Annotated in this window: 13 protein-coding genes; 6 read left to right on the top strand and 7 right to left on the bottom strand. The window is 46.4% G+C overall.

Annotated features, from left to right (window positions below; translation table 11 throughout):
* Positions 1 to 32: 32 nt before the first annotated feature.
* Positions 33 to 914 carry a LysR family transcriptional regulator gene (locus tag DWY76_RS03985; protein WP_120079937.1) on the top strand — a complete coding sequence of 294 codons (882 nt, stop codon included), beginning with the start codon at positions 33 to 35 and terminating at the stop codon, positions 912 to 914.
* Between the two features lie 630 nt (positions 915 to 1544).
* On the opposite strand, the gene DWY76_RS03980 is transcribed toward DWY76_RS03985, so the two are convergent.
* The 5 genes from DWY76_RS03980 to DWY76_RS13930 form a co-directional block, all read right to left on the bottom strand.
* Entirely contained in the window at positions 1545 to 2000 is a 456-nt protein-coding gene (locus DWY76_RS03980; RefSeq protein WP_120079935.1) for a hypothetical protein, read from the bottom strand.
* Between the two features lie 6 nt (positions 2001 to 2006).
* Positions 2007 to 2879, bottom strand: coding sequence for a DUF3990 domain-containing protein (locus DWY76_RS03975; protein ID WP_120079933.1), 873 nt, complete (start codon positions 2877 to 2879; stop codon positions 2007 to 2009).
* Positions 2880 to 2982: 103 nt separating this feature from the next.
* Positions 2983 to 4185, bottom strand: coding sequence for a hypothetical protein (locus DWY76_RS03970; RefSeq protein ID WP_243111913.1), 1203 nt, complete (start codon positions 4183 to 4185; stop codon positions 2983 to 2985).
* 229 nt (positions 4186 to 4414) lie between these two features.
* Positions 4415 to 5515 (bottom strand): glycoside hydrolase family 172 protein, encoded by a 1101-nt coding sequence (locus DWY76_RS03965; protein WP_005934096.1) that lies wholly within the window; start codon positions 5513 to 5515, stop codon positions 4415 to 4417.
* 263 nt (positions 5516 to 5778) lie between these two features.
* Complete coding sequence (locus DWY76_RS13930; protein ID WP_165852551.1) at positions 5779 to 6243, bottom strand: hypothetical protein; 465 nt, start codon at positions 6241 to 6243, stop codon at positions 5779 to 5781.
* On the opposite strand from DWY76_RS13930, the gene DWY76_RS13925 reads away from it, so the two are divergent.
* The 5 genes from DWY76_RS13925 (at position 6235) to DWY76_RS03945 (ending at position 9632) form a co-directional block, all read left to right on the top strand.
* Complete coding sequence (locus DWY76_RS13925; RefSeq protein WP_207665820.1) at positions 6235 to 6630, top strand: hypothetical protein; 396 nt, start codon at positions 6235 to 6237, stop codon at positions 6628 to 6630. The genes DWY76_RS13930 and DWY76_RS13925 overlap by 9 nt on opposite strands.
* Positions 6620 to 7582 carry an Eco57I restriction-modification methylase domain-containing protein gene (locus DWY76_RS03960; RefSeq protein WP_165852557.1) on the top strand — a complete coding sequence of 321 codons (963 nt, stop codon included), beginning with the start codon at positions 6620 to 6622 and terminating at the stop codon, positions 7580 to 7582. Before DWY76_RS13925 ends, DWY76_RS03960 begins: the two co-directional genes overlap by 11 nt.
* A 10-nt stretch (positions 7583 to 7592) precedes the next feature.
* Positions 7593 to 8711, top strand: coding sequence for a toll/interleukin-1 receptor domain-containing protein (locus DWY76_RS03955; protein ID WP_120079928.1), 1119 nt, complete (start codon positions 7593 to 7595; stop codon positions 8709 to 8711).
* Positions 8712 to 8756: 45 nt separating this feature from the next.
* Complete coding sequence (locus DWY76_RS03950; RefSeq protein ID WP_120079926.1) at positions 8757 to 9017, top strand: hypothetical protein; 261 nt, start codon at positions 8757 to 8759, stop codon at positions 9015 to 9017.
* A 171-nt stretch (positions 9018 to 9188) separates the two neighbouring features.
* A complete protein-coding gene (locus DWY76_RS03945) occupies positions 9189 to 9632 on the top strand; it encodes a hypothetical protein (RefSeq protein WP_120079924.1) in 444 nt (147 codons plus the stop codon).
* A 140-nt stretch (positions 9633 to 9772) separates the two neighbouring features.
* On the opposite strand, the gene DWY76_RS03940 is transcribed toward DWY76_RS03945, so the two are convergent.
* Positions 9773 to 10513, bottom strand: a complete 741-nt coding sequence (locus tag DWY76_RS03940) for a hypothetical protein (protein ID WP_243111911.1) — start codon at positions 10511 to 10513, stop codon at positions 9773 to 9775.
* Between the two features lie 290 nt (positions 10514 to 10803).
* Positions 10804 to 12291 carry a recombinase family protein gene (locus DWY76_RS03935; RefSeq protein ID WP_120079922.1) on the bottom strand — a complete coding sequence of 496 codons (1488 nt, stop codon included), beginning with the start codon at positions 12289 to 12291 and terminating at the stop codon, positions 10804 to 10806.
* Positions 12292 to 12378: the final 87 nt, after the last annotated feature.

The following is a 12378-nucleotide window of genomic DNA, read 5'->3' as shown; positions in this document are numbered from 1 at the left end:
AAGCATTTTTTTAAGAGAAAAAGGAGCCGGTCATGACCCTGCAGCAGATGCGCTATTTTATTGCGGTGGCACAGAATTTGAGCTTTTCCAAAGCGGCACAGCAGCACTATGTTTCCCAAACGGCGGTCAGCCAGCAGATCAAGCTGCTAGAAGAAGAACTTGAAACTGAGCTGTTCCAGCGCACACGGCACTCGGTGGCGCTTACCAGTGCCGGGCAGGTATTCTACGAGTATGCGGTGCGCATCACCGATCTTGCGGAGGATGCCGCCCGCCGCACCCGCGCCGCTGCCGCCGAGTGCAGCACCCCGCTTGAGATCGGCATGATGAGCGGCATGGAAAATCTGCCCATTCTGGAAAAGCTGCTGCTGTTCAAGGAGCAGCACCCTGCCATTCCGCTGCACTTTCATCTTGGGGATTTTCCCACCCTGAAAAAACGCCTGCAGCAGAAAAGGCTGGACTTTGCCCTGCAGCTGGAGCTGGTCCCGCTGGAGGATGCCTCCTCCCTGCTGCGTGCTCAAGTAGGCCAGCTGCGCCAGTACGTAGTGCTCAATCGCCAGAGCCACCTGTCCAGCTATGCGTCCCTGCACCGCAGCCAGCTTGCCAGCGAACAATATTATGTACCCGCCATGGACCGGGAGCTGTGGAACCAGTTTGCGCAAGTTCTCACCCGCCACGGCAGCGACCCGCAGAACATCAAATTTGCGTATTCCATGGAGGAGTTGATGCTGCAGCTGGCTTTCTACGGCGGCTATACCATCCTTGCCGAGCCGGTGCTGGCTCAGCTGCCCGCCAACAAAAACCTCACTTTTATCCCGCTGGAAAACGATACCGTTCCCGCTTGGGCCGTGTGGAACCGCGAGAACATCTCGCCCGCCCTCCGGCTGCTTCTGCGTGAGCTGGATATTGACCCGTGACATGCTACAGAACGCATTGACGATCTTGCGTAAAAGCACTGCTCTTTTTTCAGAAATTCAGCAAGAAAGGTCTCTCCGGCGCTGCGTGGAGAAATGTCAAGGTCGATCACATGAATCAAAACGATCCTGTCCCGGACGATTTCACTCTTTCGCCGGCCTTTGTGGATGCACTGCCCGCGCTGTTTTTTTTGCCTGCAACATGGTACTGGTGGCAGGAATTTTGCTTTTATCATGAATATACAGTGAGCCGGAAGCCTCTGATCTACAGAAGGCTTCCGGCTCATTTGCTATGGATTTTTTACGTAGATGCCATTCGAGTCCTTGATCGAAACAAAAAATTCCACGTCATACGACTTGGGATTTCCTGGTAGCCTATTCTGTTGCTCAAACACCCCACTGGGGTGTTTGTTGCTGTCGCAAACGCAAACTTCTGATAAACAAAAAACGCACCCGAACCCTTTTTCACAAAGAATCGGGTTCGAGTACGAACTGTATGGTGGAGAATTAGGGACTCGAACCCCAGACCCCCTGCGTGTGATGCATGATGACTTTTTGATTTTTACGGCGATAATTCGTAAAATTTGAATGATTTGCTACAGATCTGCTACAAACGGCAGTTTTTACCCGGCACTAAATCTGCTGTTCTGGTTTTCTCGATTTTTGTTTTTTAGATTGTTTCTTTTGTTGGTGCAGTTCTTTCAAGTCTTCAATTGCCAGCTCTGGAGCCATGGTGTGGAACATCAGATAGTTTGTGTTCATAGTCTTCGCCGGAGCCTGCGCATAAATCTCCCTGCTGGGTTCGTTGGTCAGAATATGCCAGTAACGGTAAAGATAGCCTGCCCAATACATTACTTCCCTATCATACTGGGCATTGCCCTTTTGCGTCTGAGGGCACTCGTCTGCAAATTCTTCCAGAAGATATTCTTCTCCCGCCCACTGCATCCGGTTGTACTCTGAATCAAGATCACGGGCAACCTTAGAGCGCATGAACCGCTTCATGAAATCCTCGCTACCATAGCCTGCTTGCAAAGAAAGCTCAAACAAGCGGCCCTGAATATCGCATAGTTTCAATTGAATCAGATCCATAACGATTCACCTTCTCTGCTTTGCACCATCAAGGATCTCATCAAAAAAGCGACCTTCTCTACGATATTCTTTGCAGATTTGGTCTGCAAATGCAATGCCATTGCTACGGTTCTGCTCGCTGGCCTTCTTCAGTGCCTGCCGTTCCATCCAAAGCAATTGGACTTCACGCTCAATCTTGACCGCATCACAGGCTTTCTGCGTAATAGCAACATACTGACGTCCAAGTTTCAGAGCAGACAGACTTTTCACCAATGCCGTATCGGTAATCGTTCCTTCAAAAAAGCTATCCAGAACATAGAACATTCTATCATTTGCAATGCTGCCAATCACCATGTCGTAGCCTTTATCCAGCTCCTGATACTTCTGGAAGAACTTCGTTCCTCGTGCGGCTTCCATTCTACCACGATGATATGCTACCAGCATAGCCCATTCAATATCAGCCGGAACATCCAAAGTTTTTAAGCTATGAAGATCAACCGATAAAATATAAAAAACAGATTGCTCATAGTCACAGATCAGCGTAAGCGGCTGGAGCGGATCAGTTCCCATATAAAATCCAGCTCCGAAGTCACAGCGGTCACGGCTGGCTGGTTTGATTTCCCCCTGAATGCCTGATTTGGAGCCATGGTATAAAATCATTTTATCCGGATGCATAGCAGAGATTTCTGTAGCATCTCCGATAATAGCATCGTGTATAATTTCAGCCAACGTGATATGATTTTCTTCGCAAATCGCAAGCATTTTCTCCTGTGCAAGACGATTCGGCGTAGATTTTTCATTTTCCCAGCGGTTTACGGTCGCAAAGGACACTCCGATTTCATCCGCCAATTTCGACTGGCTCCATTGTAAAGCTGAACGAATCTCAAAGACAGTGTTCATTGGACACCTCCCGCAAGTATAACATTTGTCATCAATTTTATTGTAGCAAACGTTATATCATACGTCAAGTATCGCCTGCTTGCATTCTTCAATCACCGCTATCTCACACAAATTCAGAGGTCATTTCTTCCAATCTGCTGCTGAACATTGCGCCATATTCCTCATATCCGGCAAATACCGCACTCTCTACATCGCGAATTTGGTGTAGTCCAATCGCTTGTACTGCCTCCATCGCCGCTTCTCTCTGGCTCAAATGCCGTTTTCCAACGGTCAGGCAGTTTGCTCCATCCAATGTATCATATTGCTGAAACGCCCGGTTGAAATCCATCAAGTCATGCAGACGGATAGGTTGATTCGTCTCATTGTCCACCAACAGGCCCCAGTTTTCCCAATGGCGGTCGGTGTTGCCCACCAGATAATCCAGAATGTTCATCGTATAGTATCCGTGGACATCCAGTTCCAGAATTTTATCCAGCGTGTTCCAATCATGGTTTGTGCAGTAGACATCGTAGGCTGCATAAGTCACTAGACTATATCGCTGCGAGGTCATAATTTTGCTGATAGAAACCGGCTCATTTTCAAACATTCCCTGCTCATACAGAACTTGATGGCAATCAAAGCATCGGCAGATTTTACTTGCCAGCACTTCACGCTCGACTGCATCCTGTCCGCCATCTTTATAAAGATAGAAGCCATCCTCTCTGCGCACCCACGCTTTAGGATAACATCCACCAGTGGACAAATCATTTGCCAAGAGATGTGCATTTGTCACAGTCATCTGATGCCCACGCAGTGCAATATCCACAAGAGCATTGCTTAAAGAGTGTGTGTAGAGATTGATATCCTCAAATCGGACAGTCTCATTTTCTTCTTTTACCCAGAACACATCCAGCAGAGACAGGCAATGGTACGAAAGCGCAATTTGTGCGCGCTCTCTATCTGTATTACTCTGGAATGCGCCAATGCTGTTCATGATTTCCTTTGCATAAGTACGGTCATGTGGTATCAGCCGGGATGCACACCAAGAATAAAAGTTGATCAAACTATTGATTCGAACATCGAAATCATTCGATTCTTTCAGCACCAGACCGTAGGGCATGAAATCTTCAAAATAAATTTTGCACTCACCAGCCGTGCTCACCTGTGCTACACATTTTTCCGTGTGCATAATGTAGTAGGCTGTCGCTTTGCCCATCGCCTCCACCACCTTATTTGACTGATGCACGTTTTCTTTTCTACCATTGTACCTTCTTTTATGTTCCAAAACAAGATGTAAAAAGCTCTTGGCCTCTTTATTAAAGGCCAAGAGCTTTTTGCTTGCCGCTGAACTTCGACTTTGAAAATCGTGTTCAGCTTAATTTTCAATCATCTACGCTTTGCGCTTCAGATAATTCTTCCCAGTCTTCTGGATTTCCGCATCTACGGAGATACTCATGCCCGCCATCGACTGCACACAATCCGCAAGAACAGAATTTGAAATCATGCACAGAGTATGCAAAGTCATGAAACATATAAAATAGGAAAAGCGTCAAAAATCATCTTGGCCAGCGCTCTTTTCTGGACATGAGTGGCGCGAATGGTACATGAGGATGCGTCTGGTACCAGTAAGCTGTGGTAGCGACATCATCCTGACGTTCAAAAAGACCTCCGTGGCTGACACCAATCTGCTGCAGAGTTACCTTAAGGTCCTTCTCAAAAAGGATAGGATCAAGAAGGTGCCAGCGGTAGAAGCTGCGTTGTGGCATCTGATCATCATTGTGGTAATCATTATGAAGGAAGGTATCGTGGCTAGAGTAGTAAGGATAGCCAAGATACGGAGTACAGTACTGATTTTCAACGGTTTGGCCATTTTGCTGTGTTGCAAAGCTCCAGGCACCGCCGAAGTAATCTTCTGTTCCCGTTCCGCAAATGGTTGGATAATCCTTGTCTCCATCGATGTAGAATTTCATCTCACCCTCTCCGTACCAGTAGCGTTCGAGGCTGGTAAGCGCAAGATAAGTTCCAACGTACTGGCCTTTCCCTTTGATGTTGTCGAGGACAACGTAGTCTTTTGCCTTTTCCGTTATGCGCTGACGACGCCACTGGGCATGGAAATAGGCAGCATCCTCCGGAACCGTTGTCAGGCAATAGTCGATCTGATAAAAGAAGGCCGGAATCGGCTCATCACACTGATTTTCAATGGTAATACGGGCGTTTTTACGGAACGGCATCGGGAAATAGCTGTTGAAACCACGGGTCGGATTGACAGCAATCGGGACTGAGTTTACCTGGTAGGAAACACCGAAGCCGCAGCAGAAGAAATCGCCAAGCGGGCATTCAACGGATGGAAATTCTTCATCGTCCCAGTACATGCGCAGAACAAGATCCCGCAGAACATAACGGTTACGTTCACTGGTACGGTCTGTAACGGTGATCCAGATGTGCTGAATCATGCCTTCTCCCTGGATCTCACCAAGTGTTACGGTCTCTCCTGCTTCTATTTTCGGGATACACGGGGAACCTTTTCTGGACGGACCAAGATCGCTGGATGCCATGCCGCCTTTTCCTTTTTCTCCGTTCCGGTTTTCCCAGTTGATGGAACGGGACTGTCCGTTTTTCAGCCGGAAAATATTCTGTAAACCACAATCAAACATCATATATTCCTCCTACTCACAAATGAGCAACTGTCTTTTATGTTGAATTGAATTCATTCAAACAATTCCGCTTAACAGGTACAGTCTCCACCCATGTTCCAGTTGATTCCTTGAAGGGGATTGCTTGCAAAGTTGTTATTATTGTACACTTTTATTTGTATAAAAGCAATGTGCCACTGCCATAAATCTTTAGCACCACACTCATGAATGCATAAGGAACAATGTACGATATCTGTCTTACCGTTACTGCATGGTGCATCATCGGTCTATTGGGTGTTCTGCTTATAAGATCTTTTGGATTCAGGGAGTTCCATCAAGAGAAAATCATCCCTTGGCTCGTTGGTATTGCTATGATTTTCTTCCTGATAGCTCTCATGTTTAACTAGAGCTAAAATTGGCTGAATACGGACTGAAAGGACGCATTGTTGTAGCAAGCAATGCAGACGTATATACATCTGCTTATTTTGCTTTGCAAAATACTTGTTGGGAACACCCAAACCCTTGAACTGCACCGTACCGATGCAGGCTGCGCGATTGCATCGCTGAACAGAATGCGATTTTGGTTTCAAGAGGGAACGGCAAAAAGCAGGCATGGATGGACGGCTTTCTTGTAAAACATTCACAAACCCCGAAAGGTGTGTTATTATAGTACCATCAACAAATTGAAGGGAGGGCGGCGGATGTTCAGCATTGCAGGAATTGACCTGTTGAAGCAGGAACTTTTGGACCATGAACGCACTCTCCTTGAGATTTTGCTTCAGGACAAGACCACCAAGAAAAACATCATCTGGGCAACCGATGATTACGCTGAACTGGGCGAACCATACAGCTTCAAAAAAGAAATCCTGCCGGAACTGGTTACAGGCGAACAGGACAGTCTGATCCAGCCCAGAGTGGAAAAAGCACTGGAGCACCAGACCAACCGCACCCGTGACAAAGCAGAGGTGTTTACCCCCAGTTGGATCTGCAACGCACAGAACAATCTGGTGGATGAGCAGTGGTTTGGCAGGAAGGATGTTTTCAACATCCAGAAGGAGATGTCGTGGAAAGCAACGGCTGACAAAGAAGCTGGAAAAGCCAGAAACCTGGAGAAAGAACGGAGAACCAATGACTTTTGATGCAATCGTAGGAAACCCGCCTTATCAAATTGCGGACGGTGCCAACAACGCTAGTGCAATGCCAGTGTACCAGAGGTTTGTAGAACTTGCGACAACTATTGAGCCGCATTATGCTTCTATGATTATGCCTTCTCGTTGGTATTCTGGTGGTCGAGGATTGGATGATTTTCGCGCAAATATTATGAATGACACCAGAATGCGTGTGCTTTATGATTATGCGAGTTCGGATTATTGCTTCCCAGGCGTTGATATTTCGGGCGGTATTTGTTACTTTCTGTGGGATAAAGACTATGATGGTCCTTGTACGGTGACAAATGCCGAAAGTCAAATTGCACACAGCGTAAAGCGCTATCTAAACGAGTTCCCAATTTTGGTTCGTTCTAATGCGGCAATTTCAATTATTGATAAGGTTGCAAGAAGAAAAGAGCAAACGCTTGATACATTTGTCAGCAGTCAAAAAACGTTTGGCCTGCGGACATTTGCCCGCCCTGACGAAAATGGTGACCTCACTTTGCGTTGGAATGGTGGAAAAGGACCGATTTCTAGCGATAAAGTTACCGGCGGAACAGAGCTCATTGATAAGTGGAAGGTAATTGTTTCCAGAGTTTTGTATGAGCATGGTGGAAAGGCAGACAAGAATGGTCAATCTCGAATTTTGTCGATTCTTGAGATGTTGGGTCCCAAAGAGGTATGTAGCGAAACATATATCGTTGTGAACAGTTATGATACAGAAGCGGAAGCCGCTGGCTTGTATTCCTATCTCAAGACAAAGTTTGCACGATTCCTTATTATGCAGGCGACATCTTCTATTATGATAACACGCGGGTGCTTTATGTTTGTTCCTGTACAGAACTTTGCGGAAGAATGGACGGACGAAAAGTTGTACAAGAAGTATGAGCTGACGGAAGATGAGATTGCGTTTATTGAGAGTACGATTAGAGTGATGGAGTGAGGTGAAAATTATGGAAAAGCCTACAATCTTTTTTAGCCATTCTTCAAAGGACAGAGATGCAATTCTTCCCATTAAAGAGAAACTCATGAAAATTACCAGTGGTGTTATTCAAATTTTCATGTCTAGTGATGGCCAAAGTATTCCATTTGGTAACAACTGGGTTCATAAAATAGAGGAAGGATTAAACAACGCGAAAATCATGTTTGTGTTTGTCACACCGACTTCTATTGAATCAGGATGGATTTATTTTGAAGCTGGATTTGCATATTCAAAAGGTATTGATGTGATTCCGGTTGGTGTTGGTGTGGATATCGGCTCTATTAAGCCGCCACTTAGTCTCTTACAAGGATTTAATATTACTTCTGGTGAAAGTCTAAATAACTTTGTGACAGTAATAAATAAAAATTTTGATTTGAATTTCGAGACTATGTTTAACGAAAAGGACTTTCAAATTTTAGACACTACTATCGAAAAGAAAGAGCCAATACCACAGTTTAATGATATATTCACTTCTGCGGATTATATCGTTTCTGCAAACAAAAATCATCCTGAAAATTATGGAGGCCGTGCAGAAATACAAACTGCATTCGATGCGATGCAGGACTATTTGAAGGAGAATGATTATAAAATTTCCATTGATAGAAGGTTTAACCATACCATTTATAGCGTTCTTGTAAATGGACTGAGAATTATTCAGATTCCTGCTAGTTCAAAACCAAGAACAGATGGCTCAGATGATTTGAAAATCAATATGTCGATGTTTTCTTTTGAAGATTCTTTTGAACTGTTTAAATCGCTAATCATTGCTTCTGGAATTAAAAATTGTTCGTATCTTCGCTTCTTGCCAAATGCGCCATATGGCTATGTTACCTCAAAAGAAACTTTGTCCGCAATCGCATATAAAAATCCAGATTTATTGCTCCCGGACAGCGAACATATGGGAACCTATCATTTTTGCAATACAGATGTTGCATTCACTATATACGATAAGAGTTTTGATGGAAAAAATCCGCAATATGTTCTTAGTGTTGGCTTCTCTCCCGAAAATACAACCGCAAAGCAAATGGTTGACTGTATTGAAAATCTGATAAATATTGGAGTAATAACAAAGAATATCACTACTGCCTAAAAAATTAAAAAGAGTGAATGGCTCTTTTAAGAAAGGAGCCCCACCATGACCGAACAAGCACTCCGCAAAATGATTGCTGCCGGGGAAAGCACCCGGCAGGAGTTTAAGTCGTGGGTGAAGTGCAAGGACTACCGGCAGCGGAAAGAGCTTGCGGTGAAAAGTGCACTTTCGCAGGCAAAGAGCGGTCATCAGACGGGAAAGAAAATGGAAGGCGTTGCATCGGCAGCTTCGAATAGCCCGAAATACAGCAGCACGACCAAAACTCTTGTGGGCAGCGTTCTCTCGCAGTCTGACAAGAATCGCTAAATAACCTAAAATGGGGCGTACAGTTTACAACTGTGCGCTCCATTTTTTATAACAGAAATCAAATATAAAGTGATATTACGTCGAATTATTTGAGAAATTGCCGGAAAATCCATGTAGATAACATTGGAAAATTGTGGTATAATAATACCAACCAGAAAGGAGGGTTGTGCTATGGACAACAACCAACTACAGTACATCAAAATTCAATCGCAATACGCTGATAAGGTAGAACAATTTGAAAAGTGCGTTGTCAAAGCCGCAAAGCTGACACACGCGATTGCTGACACGGCTGAGAAAAAATGCAAGCAGGCGCGGATGGCAATGGAATCTGGCAACATAGATGTCATGCGGAATACGATTCAGCAGTACATCTGCCAGTACGGACAGGATTGGTCGCGTTTCCGGGATGTTCGGATACAGCTTGTAGATGGGAACACCTATGCACAGCTCTCTGCCGTTGACCTTATCCAGCAGCTATATTGTGTTATCACGCTAGTGTACAAGGATACTGCGTTGAAAACGGTGAACAAAGAAGCATTCCGAAAGTGCATTAAAAGTTTGCTGAAGCAGTCCAAAATGTTTACCGATAAAGAGCTAGATGCAATGTTTGCGTAAAACAGGATAGCTGAAAATAAGCAAAGCCCACAAGCTGGATATAAAATCCGGTCTGTGGGCTTTACCATATCAGGAGTAATATTTCTGTGTGTGACTGGCCGGGACGAAGGGCTTCTGGAACTGAACGGCAAGACCTATGCCTACTTATACGCAAAAATCGCTTTTATTCCGCCTTTGGACACAAGCTGTCCGATGGGAATATAAGAATACTCTTTGCCGGTGAACAGCTCACACTTGGAACAAAGCGTCTTTTTCAGATCTTTTGTCAGGGTGTAGCGAATCGCATTCACACCCATCACCTGTGCAACTTGATAAGCATACAGTTCCGAGTACGGTTCAAATCCCAGATTACTGAACCCTGACGTGCCACCTTTATAAAGATAGATTTTTCCGTTTTGTCTGCGCCAGCATTTTGGCAGCATCCCGTTGGTCGAGAACTCCGGGCAGGACGCAAGCGAAGTTCGTATGCTGCTGCCATATCCTGTAAAGGCGATTGCTGCCAGCACCTGACTGAATCGGTTATCGTAAAGATTTACTTTTTCAAAGGTGTCACCGGAGCCCTCTGCATCTACCCAAAAGCAATCATTGAGTGAAAGACCTTTATTGGCTGCAATAATTCCAAGCGGTCGATTCAAAGTAAGCCCCACCTTAGAGAGCAGAGCATCTACATACGCTCGGTTCTTCGGAATTGTGCGATGCCTCAGCCAGCGTTCTACACCATCTTCTGATACAGTCAGATTCAAAGGTAGAAAAGAACGGTTTTCTTCGTAGACTTTTATAATATGGAGGTCCGTATCTGCACTGTCCATGTTTGCTTCAAAGGTAAGCAGCGGCAAATCAAAATGCCTGATGGTGTAGCGCACAGCGATTTCTCCTTTCATCCATGATCTTTTCCTTTATTGTACGGCATCAGAATCCGAATGAAAAGCGCCACCGTCATTCTGTACAAAATTTGAGGATAAAATTTTATACCCAAAAATTCGCAAAAATCGGGGTTCTGAGGTCATTTTGCCGTTCCTCTCCGAATTTTGCTACAGATCTGCTACAAACTTGCTACAAACGACTGAAAAGGGGGCCTCCTACACGTTTCATTATCAATATGCAAAAGTGAATTCGTTTCACTTTTGCATATCAAAAATCACGTAGATACAAGAAAAAGCCGCTTACCTTTTCAGGTAAACGGCCTTATGTTTGGTGGAGCATTGTCCACGGCACTCGAACCCAACACTTCCTCACGGGTGACCGTTTTGGCATCATCCGTGAAGTTGAAATTGAGTACGACCCGGTCATCAAAGACGTAGACCGAGTTGACAAAGGTATCAATGATCTGCCGCTGGTGTTCCGTGCTGCCCACGTCACCCTTGCGGAATTTTTCAAGCCAGAACCGAATCCACTCACGGGTCAGGACGGGCTTTTTCAGCTCTTCTTCCAGAATGCTGGTGTTCAGGGCTTCTTTCCGGGCTTCCAGCTCGTCCAACCGCTGCTTGGTGGTCGAGGTCAGGATGCCCTGTTCAATGGCTTCCAGAAGGTTTGCGAGCCGTTTCTCCGTATCCCGGAGCTGCTCTTTCAGAACAGGCAGCCGGGTGTTCTCCTGCTGCTGGGCTTCCATGACCAAATCTATCAGCCGTTCGATAATTTCATCGCTGAAGATCACCTTAATGGCAGTGTCCACCACGAACCGTTCCAGCGGCTCCTTGCGGATAGCCTTCAGGTCACAGTGCGCCTTGCCGTGGCGCTTGGCGTTGCCGCACTTGTAGTAATAGTAGGTGTTTCCCATGTGGCTGGTGCCGCTTTCGCCACCCATCAGGGTGCCGCACTTGCCACAGAACAGCTTAGTGGTCAGCAGATAGCTCACATCCTCTTTTGCGGGTCGACCATGGGCAATCCTATTTTGCTCGAAACGCTGCTGCACCCGGTCGAACAAGTCCTCGTCCACGATGGCCGGAATGCCGCCCGGCGTCACAATGTCCTTGTAGCGGTATTCGCCGATGTAGCGGCGGTTGCGGAAGATCTGGAAGAAGCTGTTCTTTACGAACGGCTTCCCGGTGCGGGTACGCAGGCCGCGCTCATTCAGGGATGCTGCAATCTTCTCAGCCGGTTCGCCGTCGGCGTACCGGGTGAAGATCTCCTGCACGATGGGAGCCGTTTCCGGGTCGATATGGTACAGCCTGTCCTCCTTGCCGATGGTGAAGCCCAGCGGCACCACACCGCCGTTGTACTTGCACTGGAGGGCGTTTTCGCGCTCACCGCGCGCCACTTTCAGGGCGAGTTCGGCGGAATAGTATTCCGCCATGCCAATCAGCATACTCTCCACCATAATGCCTTCAGGCCCCTGCGAGATGGGTTCCATGGCAGACACCAGATGGACACCGTTCTTGTCCAGCTGGTACTTGTAGTTCACGGCATCGAACCGATTCCGGGCAAAGCGGTCCAGCTTCCAGACCAGAACTACGTCGAAGATTTTCTTTCCGCTGTCCTTTATCATGTGCTGGAACTCCGGGCGGTCATCCGTCTTGGCAGAATAGGCACGGTCAATGTAAGTGCCGACCACAGTGATGCCGTTCTTCTCGACGTAGTCCTTGCAGTCGCGCAGTTGTCCTTCAATGGACGCTTCGCGCTGGCTGTCAGATGAATAGCGGGCGTAGATCACGGCGGTCATGGTTGCACCTCCTTGGCGCGTATTCGACTTGCCTTTATAGTATCGGGTCAAGCGCAGCTTGTCAACAATCTGCGAGCAGATTGAAAT

This window comes from Faecalibacterium sp. AF27-11BH (assembly GCF_003603005.1).
Lineage (GTDB): Bacteria > Bacillota > Clostridia > Oscillospirales > Ruminococcaceae > Faecalibacterium > Faecalibacterium taiwanense.
The sequence above is the reverse complement of the archived record's forward strand: the minus strand, read 5'-3'. Positions and strand labels throughout refer to the sequence as shown.

Coding starts and splice junctions, on each gene's coding strand:
- DWY76_RS03985 (WP_120079937.1), top strand. CDS start 33: ATGACCCTGCAGCAGATGCGCTATTTTATTGCGGTGGCACAGAATTTG.
- DWY76_RS03980 (WP_120079935.1), bottom strand. CDS start 2,000: ATGGATCTGATTCAATTGAAACTATGCGATATTCAGGGCCGCTTGTTT.
- DWY76_RS03975 (WP_120079933.1), bottom strand. CDS start 2,879: ATGAACACTGTCTTTGAGATTCGTTCAGCTTTACAATGGAGCCAGTCG.
- DWY76_RS03965 (WP_005934096.1), bottom strand. CDS start 5,515: ATGATGTTTGATTGTGGTTTACAGAATATTTTCCGGCTGAAAAACGGA.
- DWY76_RS13930 (WP_165852551.1), bottom strand. CDS start 6,243: ATGGTCCAAAAGTTCCTGCTTCAACAGGTCAATTCCTGCAATGCTGAA.
- DWY76_RS03960 (WP_165852557.1), top strand. CDS start 6,620: ATGACTTTTGATGCAATCGTAGGAAACCCGCCTTATCAAATTGCGGAC.
- DWY76_RS03955 (WP_120079928.1), top strand. CDS start 7,593: ATGGAAAAGCCTACAATCTTTTTTAGCCATTCTTCAAAGGACAGAGAT.
- DWY76_RS03950 (WP_120079926.1), top strand. CDS start 8,757: ATGACCGAACAAGCACTCCGCAAAATGATTGCTGCCGGGGAAAGCACC.
- DWY76_RS03945 (WP_120079924.1), top strand. CDS start 9,189: ATGGACAACAACCAACTACAGTACATCAAAATTCAATCGCAATACGCT.
- DWY76_RS03940 (WP_243111911.1), bottom strand. CDS start 10,513: ATGAAAGGAGAAATCGCTGTGCGCTACACCATCAGGCATTTTGATTTG.
- DWY76_RS03935 (WP_120079922.1), bottom strand. CDS start 12,291: ATGACCGCCGTGATCTACGCCCGCTATTCATCTGACAGCCAGCGCGAA.